The 14,335-nt window shown below is 72.5% G+C and carries 13 protein-coding genes; 10 read left to right on the forward strand and 3 right to left on the reverse strand.

From position 1 onward, the window contains the following. The first annotated feature begins 1 nt into the window (after nucleotide 1). Nucleotides 2-718, forward strand: a complete 717-nt coding sequence (gene bioD, locus ACIBU0_RS29180) for a dethiobiotin synthase (protein ID WP_398824302.1) — start codon at nucleotides 2-4, stop codon at nucleotides 716-718. A gap of 58 nt (nucleotides 719-776) precedes the next feature. Further along, nucleotides 777-1,298 (forward strand): hypothetical protein, encoded by a 522-nt coding sequence (locus ACIBU0_RS29185; protein ID WP_398824304.1) that lies wholly within the window; start codon nucleotides 777-779, stop codon nucleotides 1,296-1,298. Here the strand turns inward: ACIBU0_RS29185 and ACIBU0_RS29190 are convergent. Further along, nucleotides 1,295-3,898, reverse strand: coding sequence for a LuxR C-terminal-related transcriptional regulator (locus ACIBU0_RS29190; RefSeq protein WP_398824608.1), 2,604 nt, complete (start codon nucleotides 3,896-3,898; stop codon nucleotides 1,295-1,297). The genes ACIBU0_RS29185 and ACIBU0_RS29190 overlap by 4 nt on opposite strands. A gap of 226 nt (nucleotides 3,899-4,124) precedes the next feature. Between ACIBU0_RS29190 and ACIBU0_RS29195 the strand changes: the two genes are divergently transcribed. After that, nucleotides 4,125-4,811: an esterase/lipase family protein gene (locus ACIBU0_RS29195; RefSeq protein WP_398824306.1), complete on the forward strand. Its 687-nt coding sequence runs from the start codon at nucleotides 4,125-4,127 to the stop codon at nucleotides 4,809-4,811. Nucleotides 4,812-4,918: 107 nt separating this feature from the next. Then, the gene (locus ACIBU0_RS29200) at nucleotides 4,919-5,605 is read left to right on the forward strand and encodes a class I SAM-dependent methyltransferase (RefSeq protein ID WP_398824308.1); all 687 of its coding nucleotides are present in this window, start codon (nucleotides 4,919-4,921) and stop codon (nucleotides 5,603-5,605) included. A gap of 10 nt (nucleotides 5,606-5,615) precedes the next feature. On the opposite strand, the gene ACIBU0_RS29205 is transcribed toward ACIBU0_RS29200, so the two are convergent. Next, nucleotides 5,616-5,990 carry a fic family toxin-antitoxin system, toxin component gene (locus tag ACIBU0_RS29205; protein WP_398824310.1) on the reverse strand — a complete coding sequence of 125 codons (375 nt, stop codon included), beginning with the start codon at nucleotides 5,988-5,990 and terminating at the stop codon, nucleotides 5,616-5,618. A gap of 4 nt (nucleotides 5,991-5,994) precedes the next feature. After that, nucleotides 5,995-6,234 carry a toxin-antitoxin system HicB family antitoxin gene (locus ACIBU0_RS29210; RefSeq protein WP_398824312.1) on the reverse strand — a complete coding sequence of 80 codons (240 nt, stop codon included), beginning with the start codon at nucleotides 6,232-6,234 and terminating at the stop codon, nucleotides 5,995-5,997. Nucleotides 6,235-6,438: 204 nt separating this feature from the next. On the opposite strand from ACIBU0_RS29210, the gene ACIBU0_RS29215 reads away from it, so the two are divergent. The 6 genes from ACIBU0_RS29215 (at nucleotide 6,439) to ACIBU0_RS29240 (ending at nucleotide 13,902) form a co-directional block, all read left to right on the forward strand. Then, nucleotides 6,439-7,332, forward strand: a complete 894-nt coding sequence (locus tag ACIBU0_RS29215; RefSeq protein ID WP_398824314.1) for an ABC transporter ATP-binding protein — start codon at nucleotides 6,439-6,441, stop codon at nucleotides 7,330-7,332. 4 nt (nucleotides 7,333-7,336) lie between these two features. After that, on the forward strand, nucleotides 7,337-9,910 hold the full coding sequence (locus ACIBU0_RS29220; protein WP_398824316.1) for an ABC transporter permease: 2,574 nt from the start codon (nucleotides 7,337-7,339) through the stop codon (nucleotides 9,908-9,910). Nucleotides 9,911-9,956: 46 nt separating this feature from the next. Further along, nucleotides 9,957-10,925, forward strand: a complete 969-nt coding sequence (locus ACIBU0_RS29225) for an LLM class F420-dependent oxidoreductase (protein WP_398824318.1) — start codon at nucleotides 9,957-9,959, stop codon at nucleotides 10,923-10,925. 56 nt (nucleotides 10,926-10,981) lie between these two features. Then, entirely contained in the window at nucleotides 10,982-11,407 is a 426-nt protein-coding gene (locus ACIBU0_RS29230) for a GNAT family N-acetyltransferase (RefSeq protein ID WP_398824320.1), read from the forward strand. 144 nt (nucleotides 11,408-11,551) lie between these two features. Beyond that, nucleotides 11,552-12,892, forward strand: a complete 1,341-nt coding sequence (locus ACIBU0_RS29235; RefSeq protein ID WP_398824322.1) for a hemolysin family protein — start codon at nucleotides 11,552-11,554, stop codon at nucleotides 12,890-12,892. Next, a complete protein-coding gene (locus tag ACIBU0_RS29240; RefSeq protein WP_398824324.1) occupies nucleotides 12,889-13,902 on the forward strand; it encodes a hemolysin family protein in 1,014 nt (337 codons plus the stop codon). Before ACIBU0_RS29235 ends, ACIBU0_RS29240 begins: the two co-directional genes overlap by 4 nt. The last annotated feature ends 433 nt before the right edge of the window (nucleotides 13,903-14,335 follow it).

A 14,335-nucleotide genomic window follows, 5' to 3' on the forward strand; every position in this document is an offset into this window, starting at 1 on the left:
CATGCCGGTACTGGTGATCACGGGCACGGGCACGGAGGTCGGCAAGACGGTCACGACCGCCGCGGTCGCCGCTGCGGCCGTGGCGACGGGCCGGTCGGTGGCGGTGCTGAAGGCCGCGCAGACGGGTGTGGGGCCGGACGAGCGGGGGGACGCGGAGGAGGTCGCGCGGCTCGCCGGTGCCGTGACGATCGCGGAAGTCGCCCGGTATCCGGAGCCGTTGGCGCCGGCGACCGCCGCCCGCCGGTCCGGCCGCGCGCCGGTCCGGCCGCACGAGATCGCCGAGGCCGCCGCCAAGCTGACCGCTGAGCACGACCTGGTGCTGGTCGAGGGGGCGGGCGGGCTGCTCGTCCGCTTCGACGAGGCGGGCGGCACGCTGGCGGACGCGGCGGAGCTGCTGGCGGCGCCGGTCCTGGTCGTCGCGTCGGCGGGCCTCGGCACGCTGAACACGACGGAGTTGACAGCGCGTGAACTGCGCGGGCGACGGCTGGACCTGCTCGGCGTGGTGATCGGCAGCTGGCCCGCAGCACCGGATCTGGCGTCGCGTTGCAATGTCGCGGATCTGCCGGACGTCGCGGGTGCGCCGCTGCTGGGTGCGGTGCCGGCCGGTGCGGGGGCGCTCGCGCCTGCCGAATTCCGTGGCGCGGCGCCGGGCTGGCTGGCGCCGCGGCTGTTCGGGACGTGGGACGCGGACGGGTTCCGGGTGCGGGAAGCGCCCTGAGGCAGGCCCACGGGTGACGTCGGCGACGACTGTCAGACCCTCGTGCCATCCTCTGATCATGGTCAATGCAGACGCGGTCGCCGAGTGGGATGTCCTGATCGGCGAGTGGGACGAGATCCGGCAGGGCTACTACCTGGGCGATGCGCCGGCGAAGGTACTGGAGTGCGCGAGGAACCTCGAGGCGAGCGTGGCGGCGGACGGGCCGGACACGGCGCTGTGGACCCTCGGGCTGACGCTCATAGGTCCCTACGTGATCTACGCCTCCCCGGACGCAGAGGCCGAGGCCCATGTGCTGAAGGCCATGGGTGCCGTGGAGCAGGCTCTCGGGCGGATGCCCTGTGCCCATGACGGGCATCCGTGTGACGACATCGAGGACGATGACGAGCTGGACAACCTTCGGTACGTCCTCGAAATGCTGGCCCACCCGGAGCGGGAAGCCGCCGGTGAAGCGGCCCCGACCGATGACGAGCTCTGGCCCGACGACGAGTCGGACACCTGGTTCGAACGCGGGATGACGCGGGAGATCTGGGCCTGCCCGCAGAACCTCGCCGGGTTCGCCCGTGCCTTTGCCGAGGCCTAGCCGGCCCCGCTCGCGTCGCTCTCCGCGACGAGCCGCACCAGTTCGACGCGGGAGCGGATCCCCAGGCGGGTGAAGACACCGCGCAGGTGGTGGTCGATCGTGCGCGGGCTGAGGGCGAGACGGGCGGCGATCTCGCGGTTGGTGGCGCCCTCGGCGGCCATGCGGGCGACGAGGAGTTGCTGGGCCGTGAGGCGAGCGACGGGGGTGTCGGGGCCGCCGCGCGCCGGGGCGGCCGGGGTGCCCAGGGCCCGGAGTTCGGTGCGGGCCTGGGCCGCGCAGTGCGGGGCGCCGAAGGAGTCGAACGCCTCCAGGGCGCTGTGCAGACGGTCGCGTGCCTCGGTGCGGCGGCGCAGTCGGCGCAGGGCGCTGCCGAACAGCAGCTCGGTGCGGGCGCGTTCGAAGTCACGGGTGCCGTGGGAGTGGAGGTCGAGTGCCGTGCGGTAGTGGTCGATCGCTTCCGCGCCGGGCGCGAGGAGCGCGCGGCAGCGGGCACTGAGGGCCAGGTCGTCCGGGCTGCGCACCGTGCTCGCCCAGTGGTGGTAGTCGGCGTGCGCGACGCGGGCGATCCGGGTGTCGCCGGTGCGGACGGCGGCCTCGACGTAGTGCGGAGTGGCCAGGTGGCGGATGGCCCGGTGCCCGTGGCCGGGGCCGAATGCGGCGAGGGCGCGCAGCCGGGTGGCCGCGGCGGCGTATCGGCCACTGCTCAGGTCGAGGAAGGCGAGCGCCCACTGGGCGAGGGCGGCGGGCAGACCCAGACCATGGGCGAGGGCGTACGACCGTGCGGTCGCGCTGCGCTCCCGGCAGACGTCGGCGTCCCCGGTGACTGCCGCGAACATGGCGAGGGCGGCCTGAAGATGGCAGGCGCCGTTGTCCTGACCGGTGGCGTGGGCCTGCCACAGCGCGTCGGTCGCGGTGGCCTCACCGGCTCTCGGTCGTCCCGTCCAGAAGTCGGCGTACGCACGGAACTCCATGGCCTGGGCGACGGTCACCGGCGTACCCCGCGCGCGGGCGGAAGCGGCCGCGCGCAGGGTCGCCGTGGCGGCGCGGGTGTGGTCGCCGAGGAGCAGGGCGGCGATCCCGGCGTGGATGAGGACGGTGGGGTCACCACCCGGCCCGCACCGCCCGGCCGCCGCCTTCAGCAGGTCACGGGCGTCTTCGTACCGCCCCTCGAAGGCGGCCACAAGACCGGTCAGCGTGCCGGGCGGCACGACGCCGAGCCGATCGGCGGCCCGGGCGGCCTCACGCAGGCGGCGGACGTCCCCGGTGTAGAGGGCGGCTTCAGTGGCGCGGGCGAGGAAGTGGGTGGCGGGGGCGGGGGTGGCTACGACGGCCGACGCCGGGGCGGGGGTGGCGATGTCGGCGGTGACGGACGCGGCGCCGGCGAGGGCCGCATCGGCGGCAGGCGGTAATGCGGCTGGGTCCGTCGTCTGCGGGATCGTCGTGGCCGGTCGCGCAGTTCCCCGCGCCCCTGGGGGGTTGAGCCGACCGTCGGTTCCAGGGCTCGCGGCGCCGCGATCGCCCTCTTCGGCAGTGGGCACTCCGGCGCCCAGGACATCGCCACCGCCGAGCGCTGGGGCGGCTCTGGACCCGGTGCGGCCCGTGGGCCCGGAAGCCCCGTCGCCGACGACCACGCTCGGCGACGAGCAGCGCCCTTCCCCCACAGCAGTGTTCGCCCGGACACCGCCGTCCCACTCGGCAACCGTCGACCGACCGCCCCCGTCCACGGCAACGCCCCCCGACCGCAAGCCGACCACAGCCGAGCCTCCGGCCTCTGTGGCACCGGTGTCCGGGGCCGTCGGTGCGGAGGGTGCCGCTCCCCCCAAGTCCCCGGCTTCCGCCCCCAGCTGCACCACCGCCGTCAGCAAGGCGTCGAACGCCTCAGCCGCGTTCCCCGCCCGCAGGGCGAGCACCCCGCTCAGCGCGTCGTCGGTGACGGCGGCCGCCAGCCTGCGCGCCCGGTCCCCGTCTCCCGAGCGCCAGGCGTAGGCGGCGGCCCGGGTCACCAGACGGGCCCGTGCGGACGGCTCGGGGCACAGAGCGGCGGCCCGCTCCGCCAGCGCCCGTGCCAAGGCGAGCCGGCCGGCATGACCCGCCCTGTCCGCGGCGGCGCCGAGTTCCGCCGCCAGTCGCCCGCTGGGTCCGAGCGCCCCCGCGCCCCGGTGCCACGAGCGCCAGGGTGCCTCGCGCCTGTCGCCGAGCACGCGGGCCAGAAGGCGGTGGACGTCACGGCGGTCGGCCGGGGATCCCGACTCGTAGGCCGCGATCCGCGTCCACGCGTCCCGGAACACCACCCCGCCCGCTCCCGCGTGCGCGATCCCGGCCGTCTCGGCGGCGTCCAAGCACCGTGTGTCGAGACGGGCGGCCATGACGGCGCGCAGGAAGGCGTCGGTGGGGACCGGGTACTGGTCGGCGGCGGCGAGGAGCAGGAGCAGGCGTGTGGCGTCCGGCAACTCCCTGATCTCCGCTCGGCGTTCACGCAGCAGGGACGGGGCCAGTTCGGCCGGTTCCGTGGGGAGTGGGTCGAGGCCGGCCGCCTGGCGGTCCGTCAGGCGCGGTACCAGTTCGGCGGCGGCGCGCGGATCGCCGTACACCGCACGCAGCACCCGTACACGGACGCCTTCCGGAAGGGCGGCGGCCGCCTGTCGCCACGTGTCCGTGAGTGGCTGTGGCGAAGTGCGGTCAAGGGGCGGGGGGTTCACCGGAGTCACCACACAAGTGACGTTACTGGCGAGTTAATTGAACCGTAAAGACCGGCGATTTCGCCGATGCGGCGCGCGTAGATCCGGCTCGACACTCCTGACAACCCCACACGTTTCAGGAGGCATCATGCAGCGCCACAAGCGTCGCATCGCCACGGCCCTCACGGCCCTGGGCTCATCGCTCCTTCTGTCCCTGTCCCTCTCCCCCACACCCGCGCACGCCGCGGCCCACGACCCCGTCGTCTTCGTGCACGGCCTGAGCAGCTCGGCGAGCAGCTGGGACGACTGGGTCGGCTACTTCAAGGCCGACGGCTACACGTCCGCCGAACTGGACGCCTGGTCCTACGACTGGACCCAGTCCAACGCCACGACCGCCCGGCAGCTCCAGACCGAGATCAGAAACGTGCTCTCCCGCACCGGCGCCTCCAAGGTCGACCTGGTCGTCCACTCCATGGGCGCGCTCAGCTCCCGCTATTACCTCAAGAACCTCGGCGGGACGTCGTACGTCGACGACTTCGTCTCGACGGCCGGTGTGAACCACGGCACGAGCACCGCCTCGTGGTGCGCGTGGCTGTACACCTCGTGCGCGGAGATGAACACAGGCAGTTCGTTCCTGACCGCCCTGAACTCCGGTGACGAGACGCCGGGCAGCGTGTCGTACGCCAGCTACTGGTCGAACTGCGACGACGCGCTCACCCCCGACACCACCGCGCTCCTCAGCGGCGCGACGAACGTCGAGGTCGGCTGCGTCTCGCACACCGGCATGAACAACGATCACGGCGTGTACGAGCAGGTGCGCGACTTCATCGGCTGAGCGCCAGGCCGAGGGATCGGCCGAGCGAGAGCAAGGACGACAGCGGGGGTGCGGCGGGCTCACGCGGGGGAGAATCGGGTTACGCCCGTCCTGCCCGGGAGGTCCCCATGGCCCTACGGTCCGCCGGCTCCGGCAAAGTGTCGCGTGATGCCGTGCACCACCCGCTGTTCGCCCGTTTCTACGCCCGGATGAGCGTCAACGCCGAGACGCGTATGGGCATGGCCGGTGTCCGCGACCGGTTGCTGGCCGGGCTGTCCGGCCGGGTGATCGAGATCGGCGCGGGCAACGGCCTGAACTTCGCCCACTATCCGAGCGCCGTCTCGGAGGTCGTCGCCATCGAACCGGAGCGTCTGCTGCGCAAGCTGGCGGTGGAGTCCGCGCTGCGGGCCGGGGTGCCGGTGGACGTGGTGCCGGGCGCGGCGGAGGCGCTGCCGGTCAAGAGCGAGGCCTTCGACGCGGTCGTGCTCTCGCTGGTGCTGTGCAGCGTGCGGGACGTGCCGCGGGCGCTCGGTGAGGTACGGCGGGTGCTGCGGCCCGGCGGGGTCGTACGGTTCTTCGAGCACGGCCGGGGCGGCGGGCCCGCGATGAACTTCACCCAGCGCGCGCTGGACCGGACGGTGTGGCCGCTGGTGAGCGGCGGCTGTCATCTCTCCCGCGAGCCGGTCGCCGCGCTGCGGGCGGCCGGGTTCGAGATCGGCCCCTACCGGAGGGTGATGATGCCGGAGCAGGGGCCGGTGCTCCCTTCGTCGTACTGCGTGCTGGGGACGGCCTGGCGGCCGCCGACCGGCGACTAGCCACCGGCCCTCACAGGCTCCACTGCTGCAGTTCCCGCGCGATGTCGTGCACCGAGGCCTCACCGCTCTTCACCAGGCGGGCCAGGTCGCGCACCTGCTCGGGCGAGGTGACGACCTTGAGGCCGCTGGCGACGAGGTAGGCGTAGGCGACGGCGGAGGCGAACAGGGCGTTGGAGCGCTCCAACGCGGGGACGTGGACGAGCAGTTGGAGGAGGGCGGCGGCTCGGGCGTGCGGGCTGTCGTAGACGGGGACGTCGAAGATCTCGGCCTGATGGCGTGCCACGGCGGCGACGAGGGCTCCCCAGTCGGTGACCTGGGGGTCCCCCGGCGTCCTCTTCTCGGCGAGCATCAGCAGCCAGGCAAGGTCGATGTTCAGATCGCTCAAGGGATCAGTGGCGACCTTCGCGCGCGCCTTCACGGTCGGCGCCGAACTCCTCGGCGAACACCGACTCGTACTGCTTCATGAAATCGGCGGCGGCCTCCACGAACGTATGCCCGGCCTCGCCCGTGTCCTGCCGGACCAGTTCCTCGATGTAGCGGTTGACGCTCATGCCTCGGGCCAGGGCGCGTTCGCGGGCCGCGCGGGCGGTGCCCTCGTCCACTCTCACGTTCAACTGGGTCTTCGCCATACGTCGAAGCTAGCGCTGCCGTGCTAGCACCCGCAAGGGCTCCCCGGGGCGCCGCACGGACGGAGGGTGCCCCTTACATCGATATCAGGGGCCCGACCTGGGGCGGAGAGCGACCGGGACCTCGGGAGGATTCGGGTGTGCGGTGGATCACATTACGCTCGGCGGGGAGGGAGTCCGTGATGTCCGTTCCGTGAGGAGGCGGTCTTGTCCACAGCAGCTGCGCAGTACGCGCCGGGCCCGGCGTCGGCGGACGGGATCGCGGCCCGCGCCCGAGGCCTGACCAAGGCGTACGGCTCGGGCGAGACGACGGTGCTCGCCCTCGACTCGGTGGACGTGGACATCGCGCGCGGCCGTTTCACGGCGGTCATGGGGCCGTCGGGCTCCGGGAAGTCCACGCTGATGCACTGCCTGGCGGGCCTCGACAACGTCTCGGCGGGACAGGTGTGGCTCGGTGACACCGAGATCACCGGCCTGAAGGAGCGGGAGCTGACCCGGCTGCGGCGGGACCGGATCGGGTTCATGTTCCAGTCCTTCAACCTCATCCCGACGCTGAACGCGGCCGAGAACATCACCCTGCCCATGGACATCGCGGGCAAGAAGCCCGACGAGAAGTGGCTGGACCAGGTCATCGACACACTGGGCCTGCGGGACCGGCTCAAGCACCGGCCGTCCGAGCTCTCCGGCGGTCAACAGCAGCGCGTCGCCTGCGCCCGCGCGCTGGCCTCCCGGCCGGAGCTGATCTTCGCCGACGAGCCGACCGGCAACCTCGACTCCCGGGCCGGCCTCGAGGTGCTCGGCTTCCTGCGGGAGGCCGTCGACCAGCTGGGGCAGACCGTCGTCATGGTCACCCACGACCCGGGCGCCGCCGCCCACTCCGACCTGGTCCTCTTCCTGGGCGACGGGCGGATCGTCGACGAGATGGAGCGGCCTACGGCGGAGGCCGTGCTCGAACGCATGAAGCGGTTCGACGTGATCCGCAGCCAGTTCGACGACGGCGGGCCCGCGCCGGGGGCGGTACCGGCCGACGGTTCCTCGTCGGCGCCGTCCGAGCCGCCCGCTTCCGGGGCGTCCGGGTCACCCGATTCCGGGGAGAGCTGACCTCGTGCTGAAGGCGACGCTCCGCAGCTTCCTCGCCCACAAGGGGCGGCTGCTGCTCTCCGCCCTGGCGGTGCTCCTGTCCGTGGCGTTCGTCGCGGGCAGCCTGATCTTCTCGGACACCGTCAGCCGCACCTTCGACCGGCTCTTCGCCTCGACCGCCGCCGATGTCACCGTCACCCCGAAGGAGACCCTCGACGAGACGGTCCCCTCGGGGCAGACCCTGACCCTGCCGGCCTCCCTCGCCGACCGCCTGGCCCGGGTGGACGGCGCCGCTGCGGCCCGCGCGGAAGTGGACGTGGACGGCATCACCGTCGCCGACGAGGACCGCGAGTCGGTCGGCCCGACCACCGGCGCGCCCACGATCGGCACCGCCTGGAACCCGACCGAGCGCAGCCCCGTGGAGCTCACCTCCGGGCACGCCCCGAAGGGTGACGCGCAGGTGCTGATCGACGCGGACACCGCCGACGGCAAGGACGTACGGATCGGCGACCGCCTCACGGTCATCGGGCAGCAGGGCTCCTTCCCGGTCGAGGTCGTCGGCATCGTCACCTTCACCACCACCAACCCCGGTGCCGCGCTCGTCTTCTTCGACCCGGCGGCCGCGCAGACGAAGCTCCTCGGCGACCCGAAGGCGGCCACCAGCATCTCGGTCGACGCGGCCGAGGGCGTCAGCGACACCGAGCTCAAGCGGCGCGTGGCCGACGCGCTCGGCGGCGATGCCGGCACCTACGAGCTGCGCACCGCCGAGGAACAGGCCAAGTCGGACGTCGAGCAGCTGGGCGGGTTCCTCGACATCATCAAGTACGTCATGCTCGGCTTCGCCGGGGTCGCCGTACTCGTCGGCGTGTTCCTGATCGTCAACACCTTCGCGATGCTGATCGCCCAGCGCACCCGCGAGCTGGGCCTGCTCCGGGCGCTCGGCGCGGACCGGCGCCAGGTGCGGCGCTCGGTGCTCACCGAGGCGCTGCTGCTCGGGCTGGTCGGCTCGACGCTGGGCCTCGCGGCCGGCATCGGGCTGGCCGTCGGGCTCATCGAGCTGATGGGTCTGATGGGCATGAACATCAGGGCGACCGAGATGGTCATCGGCTGGGGGACACCGGTGACCGCGTACGTCGTCGGCCTCGGCGTCACCTTCGTGGCGGCCTACCTCCCGGCCCGGCGGGCGGCGGGCGTCTCGCCGATGGCGGCCCTCGCGGACGCCGAGATCGCCGACATCGGGCGGCCGCTGCGGCTGCGCGCGGTGGTGGGCTCGCTGGTCGGGGCGGCCGGCGCGGCGGCGCTCGCGGGCTGTGCCATGTCGTCGAAGACGTCGTCGGCGGCGTCCCTGCTCGGTCTGGGCGTCGTCCTGACCCTGATCGCGACCGTGATCGCGGGACCGTTGCTCGTACGCCCCGTGATCCGGGTGCTGGGCGGGGCGTTCCCCGCGCTGTTCGGCTCGATCGGCCGGATGAGCCAGCGCAACGCGCTGCGCAATCCACGCCGCACCGGGGCCACGGCCGCCGCCCTGATGGTGGGCCTCGCCCTGGTCGGCGGGATGTCGGTGGCGAGCGCCTCGATGACCAGGTCGTTCGACCAGCAGATCGACAAGACGCTGGGCGCCGACTTCGTGGTGCAGAACGGCAACTTCGTGCCGTTCCCGCGGGAGGTCACCGAGAAGATCCGCGACACCGAGGGCGTGGGGCTGGTCGTACGCCAGCAGCTCGCGACGATCCGCGTCGGCCTGCCGGACGGCGACCGCGTGAAGACGACCGCAGCGGGTTACGAACCCCAGCTCGACAAGGTCGCCAACATCACGTACGCGCAGGGCGACACCGCGGCCGCGCTGGCGGCCGGGCACCTCGCCATGGACAAGGACTTCGCCGAGGACCACGGCGTGCGCGTCGGCGACAAGCTCCCCGTCGAGTTCCAGGGCGAGCGCCGGGCCGAGCTGACCGTGGGCGCCCTCACCGACCAGGAGTCCGCCGAGGGCTTCGGCACCCAGGGCGGGATCTACTTCTCGCTGGCCACGCTGGAGCGGTTTGCGCCGGGCGGGCAGGACGCGGCCGTGTACGTCAACGCCGCCTCCGGCACGAGCGACGGCGACCTGCGCGGCAGCCTGGAGAAGACGCTCGACCCGTATCCGCAGGTCCAGGTCCGGGACATCGCCGACTACAAGGAGCTCGTACACGACCAGATCGCCGTCCTGCTCTACCTCGTGTACGCCCTCCTCGGGCTCGCGATCATCATCGCGGTGCTCGGCGTGGTCAACACCCTCGCCCTGTCGGTCGTCGAGCGCACCCGGGAGATCGGGCTGCTCAGGGCCATCGGGCTCGCCCGGCGGCAGCTGCGCCGGATGATCCGGCTGGAGTCGGTGGTGATCGCCGTGTTCGGCGCGGTCCTGGGGCTCGCGCTGGGGCTGGTGTGGGGCGTGTGCACCCAGCAGGTGCTGGCGTTGCAGGGCATGACGGCGCTGGCGATCCCCTGGGGGACGATCGTCGCGGTGATGATCGGCTCGGCGGTCGTGGGCGTGGTGGCGGCGCTGCTGCCCGCGTTGCGTGCATCACGCATGAATGTGCTGGCGGCCATCGCGCACGAGTGATGGAATCGCGGCAGGTGCTCAAGTCCCTTGCAGGTGAGGAGAGTTCATGTCGCAGCCGTCGCAGCCGTCGCAGTCGTCGCAACCGGTGAGCCCGCGTCCGTTCCGCTTCGGCGTCAACCTGATGACAGCCGCGCCTGCCGACGAGTGGCGGGCCAAGTGCCGCCGGGCCGAGGAGCTCGGCTACGACGTGATCCTGGTCCCCGATCATCTGGGCATGCCCGCGCCGTTCCCGGCCCTGGTAGCGGCGGCCGAGGCGACCGAGCGGCCACGCCTGGGCACGTTCGTGCTCAACGCGGGATTCTGGAACCCCGCCCTGCTCGCCCGGGAGGTGGCGACGACCGACGCACTCACGGGCGGGCGCCTCGAACTGGGACTCGGCACCGGATATGTGAAGGCGGAGCACGACACGGCGGGTCTGCCGTGGCTGTCCCCTCGAGAGCGCGTGGACCATCTGCGGCGCACGATCGAGGAGTCGTACCGGTTACTCGGCTCCGAGGACCTCCCCCACTCCCGGCTTCGCTCGAGCGGGGAGACTCCCATGCCGCAGCCGGTGCGGCAGCCCCGTGTGCCTCTGCTCGTCGGCGGCAACGGCGACCGGGTGCTGCGCCTGACCGCCGAGCACGCCGACATCGCGGCCTTCACCGGTGCGCGTTCGGTGCGGGGCAGCTCGACCGGTCAACTGAAGGTCATGCTCGCCGACGAGCTCGAAGAGCGTGTCGCGCTGTACCGGGAACTGGAGACGGACCGCAAGGAACCGGCACAGCGAAACCTGCTCATCCAGTTCGTGCTCGACACCGACGACCGCGAGGCCGCCGTACAGCCCTTCATGGAGCGCGTCCCGTACCTCACCGTGGACCAGGTCCTGGAGCTGCCCATCGGGCTGGTCGGCACCGTGGCGGAGATGACGGCCCAGGTGCTGGCGCAGCGCGAGCGGTACGGGTTCACCTATCTGACCGTGCTGGAACCGAGCATGGAGGCGTTCGCTCCGGTGATGGCGGGGCTGCGCGGCAAGTAGCCGTCCGGATAGTGGAATTCCGCCTCCGGTTCCGCCCGTCGTGCTGTGATCACGGCATGACCGATCTGCGGATACGGGCCGCGACGCCCGGCGACCTCGACACCGTGCTGGCCTTCTGGAAGACCGCCGCCGAGGGCACGAGCATCAGCGACGACCGGGACGGCGTGGAGCGCCTGGTCGACCGCGACCCCGAGGCACTGATCCTGGCCGAGCTGGACGGCGAGCTGGTCGGCACGGTGATCGCGGGCTTCGACGGCTGGCGATGCCATCTGTACCGGCTGGCGGTGCACCCGCAGCGCCGTCGGCGTGGCATCGGGTCGTCGCTGCTCGCGGCCGCGGAGCAGCGGTTCGTACGGCTCGGCGGGCGCCGGGGGGACGCGATGGTGCTGCAGCGCAACGAGACCGCTCATCATGCCTGGCGCGCGGCCGGGTACTCGCCCGAGGAACACTGGCGTCGGTGGGTGAAGCACCTCACCGACTGAAACACTTTGCCCATCCTTTACTATTGGAGGACTGCTTCGGTCCTCCAATGAAAGGTGTGAGCGTCCGCCCATGGGCGAGCCTCCCAGTACGCGACATCGCGCGATCCTCCTCACCCTGTCCCACCATGGGACGGAGGTGACCCGATGACCGAAGTGCTCCTCCTTCTGGTGGCGATCCTGCTGTCGCTCGCCTGTGGTGCCTTCGTCGCGGCCGAGTTCTCGCTGACCACGGTCGAGCGCAGCGAGCTGGAACGCGCCGTGGAGCGCGGTGAGCGGGGCGCCTCCGGCGCTCTGAAGGCCGTACGGAATCTGACGTTCCAGCTCTCCGGCGCGCAGCTCGGCATCACGGTCACCAACCTGGTCGTCGGCATGCTCGCCGAGCCGTCGATCGCGGCGCTGCTCGCGGGCCCGCTGGAGTCGCTCGGCATCTCCCGCTCCGCGGCGAGCTCGATCGCGCTGGTGATCGGTACGGCGCTGTCGACCGTCGTGCTGATGGTCGTCGGCGAGCTCGTGCCCAAGAACTGGGCGATCTCCTCGCCGCTTGCCGTGGCCAAGACGGTGGGGAACGCGCAGCGCTGGTTCAGCGCGATCTTCCGGCCCTTCATCACCCACCTCAACAACACGGCGAACCGCGTGGTGCGGCGCTTCGGCATAGAACCCACCGAGGAGCTGGCCGCCGCGCGCGGCCCCCAGGAACTGGCCGCCCTCGCCCGGCACTCCGCCCGCGAGGGCGCCCTGGAGGCGGACACCGCCGAGCTCTTCGTGCGGACCCTGAACCTGGCCGATCTGACCGCGGAGAACGTCATGACGCCGCGCGTCCAGGTCATCGCCCTGGAGGCCCAGGCGACCTGCGAGGACGTGGCGAACGCGACGCGGGCCACCGGGCTCTCCCGGTTCCCCGTCTACCGCGGCACCCTCGACTCGGTCGTGGGCACCGCGCACGTCAAGGACGTCCTGGCGGTGCCCGCCGAGCGCCGGCCCCGGGTCTCCGTCGCCGAGCTGATGCGCGAGCCGCTCCTCGTCCCCGAGACACTCACCGTCGACCGGCTCCTGGACCGGCTGTCCGGCAAGCGCACCATGGCCGTGGTCATCGACGAGTACGGCGGTACGGCCGGCGTGGCCACGCTGGAGGACATCGTCGAGGAGGTCGTCGGCGAGGTGCGGGACGAGCACGACCCGCACGAGACACCGGACCTCGCCCCCGCGGGGAGCGACGAGGAGGGCCGGGCGCTGTTCTCGGCCGACGGTTCGGCACGGGTGGACCAGCTCGCGCGCGTCGGCCTGAGGGCGCCCGACGGGCCGTACGAGACGCTGGCGGGTCTCGTCGCGACCGAACTCGGCCGCATCCCCGCCGTCGGTGACCGTGTCGACGTCGCCGGCTGGCGGCTGGACGTGGTGGACGCCGCGGGGCGCAGGGCCGCGCGGGTGCTGATGCACGCGCCGTTCGACGACTCGACGGCCGGCGAGGAGGAGGACGCGCGATGACCGCCGTACAGCTGTTCATCGGTTTCCTGACGCTGGTCGTCAACGCCTTCTTCGTGGGCGCCGAGTTCGCGCTGATCTCCGTACGCCGTTCGCAGATCGAGCCGTACGCCGACCAGGGCGACCGACGCGCCAAGAGCGTGCTGTGGGGTCTGCAGCACGTGTCCGCGCTGATGGCGGCCGCTCAGCTCGGCATCACGCTGTGCACGCTGGTGCTCGGTGTCGTCGCGGAACCCGCCATCGAGCACCTGCTGGAGCCGGTGTTCCACGCGGTGGGCGTGCCGGAGAGCGCCGGACACGTGATCTCCTTCGTCATCGCTCTGACGCTGGCGACGTATCTGCACATGCTGCTCGGCGAGATGGTGCCGAAGAACATCGCGCTGGCCGAGCCGGTGCGCAGTGCGCTGCTGCTCGGTCCGCCGCTCGTCGCGCTGTCCCGGGCGGTGCGGCCCGTGATCTTCGCGATCAACGCCTTCGCGAACGGGTTGCTGAAGCTGCTGCGCGTCCAGACGAAGGACGAGGTCACGGCGACCTTCTCGGACGCCGAGCTGGCCCAGATCGTCCGGGACGCAGGCGAGGCGGGCCTCATCGACGAGCGCGCGCGGGAGCGGCTGCACGACGCCCTGGAGCTGGGCCGCCGCCCGGTGCGCGACGTCGTCCTCCCCCTCGAACACGTCGTCTACGCGCGCGTGGGCGTCACGCCGGAAGAACTGGAGCGCCTGTCGGCCGAGTCGGGCTTCTCCCGCTTCCCGGTCGTCGACTCGGGCCGCCGCATCGTCGGCTACCTGCACGTGAAGGACGCCCTGGACGCCTCCCCTCGGGACGTGCCGTTCCAGGTCCGCGACATGCGGCCCATCGCCCGCGTCCGCGAGGGCACACCGCTGGACGACGTCCTCACGGCCATGCGGGGCAGCCGCACCCACCTGGCCGCCGTGCTGGGCGGCGACGGCCGACTGGCCGGCCTGGTGACCATGGAGGACGTGCTGCGGGAGCTGTTCGGGCAGCGGACGTGAGGCGCGGTCGGGCTGCGGGGGTCGCCAGGGCCCGGCGGCGGGCCTGACGGGCGGAACTCGGCGACGGCCGGCCGCATTGACCCCCCGGCCGTCAGCACATCGCCGACTCGGCGCGAGCTGCGGACCGCAGAGGTGGCCGGGCGCACCGGGCGCCGCCTGCGCGCCGGAGCTGGACGGCGGCCGGAGGCCACCAGCAGCCGGTCTGACCTCCAGAAGATGAGTGATACCCGGGCCGACCGACCGACGGCCCGGCGGCGGGCCTGACGTGCGGAACTCGGCGACGGCCGGCCGCATTGACCCCCCGGCCGTCAGCACATCGCCGACTCGGCGCGAGCCGCGGACCGCAGAGGTGGCCGGGCGCACCGGGCGCCGCCTGCGCGCCGGAGCTGGACGGCGGCCGGAGGCCACCAGCAGCCGGTCTGACCTCCAGAAG

Source organism: Streptomyces sp. NPDC049627, assembly GCF_044465645.1.
Lineage (GTDB): Bacteria > Actinomycetota > Actinomycetes > Streptomycetales > Streptomycetaceae > Streptomyces.

Excerpts from the sequence above, each read along its gene's own strand:
- ACIBU0_RS29235 (WP_398824322.1), top strand. The coding sequence starts at position 11,552 with ATGACCGAAGTGCTCCTCCTTCTGGTGGCGATCCTGCTGTCGCTCGCC.
- ACIBU0_RS29230 (WP_398824320.1), top strand. The coding sequence starts at position 10,982 with ATGACCGATCTGCGGATACGGGCCGCGACGCCCGGCGACCTCGACACC.
- ACIBU0_RS29185 (WP_398824304.1), top strand. The coding sequence starts at position 777 with ATGGTCAATGCAGACGCGGTCGCCGAGTGGGATGTCCTGATCGGCGAG.
- ACIBU0_RS29195 (WP_398824306.1), top strand. The coding sequence starts at position 4,125 with ATGCAGCGCCACAAGCGTCGCATCGCCACGGCCCTCACGGCCCTGGGC.
- ACIBU0_RS29200 (WP_398824308.1), top strand. The coding sequence starts at position 4,919 with ATGGCCCTACGGTCCGCCGGCTCCGGCAAAGTGTCGCGTGATGCCGTG.
- ACIBU0_RS29240 (WP_398824324.1), top strand. The coding sequence starts at position 12,889 with ATGACCGCCGTACAGCTGTTCATCGGTTTCCTGACGCTGGTCGTCAAC.
- ACIBU0_RS29225 (WP_398824318.1), top strand. The coding sequence starts at position 9,957 with ATGTCGCAGCCGTCGCAGCCGTCGCAGTCGTCGCAACCGGTGAGCCCG.
- ACIBU0_RS29210 (WP_398824312.1), bottom strand. The coding sequence starts at position 6,234 with ATGGCGAAGACCCAGTTGAACGTGAGAGTGGACGAGGGCACCGCCCGC.
- bioD (WP_398824302.1), top strand. The coding sequence starts at position 2 with ATGCCGGTACTGGTGATCACGGGCACGGGCACGGAGGTCGGCAAGACG.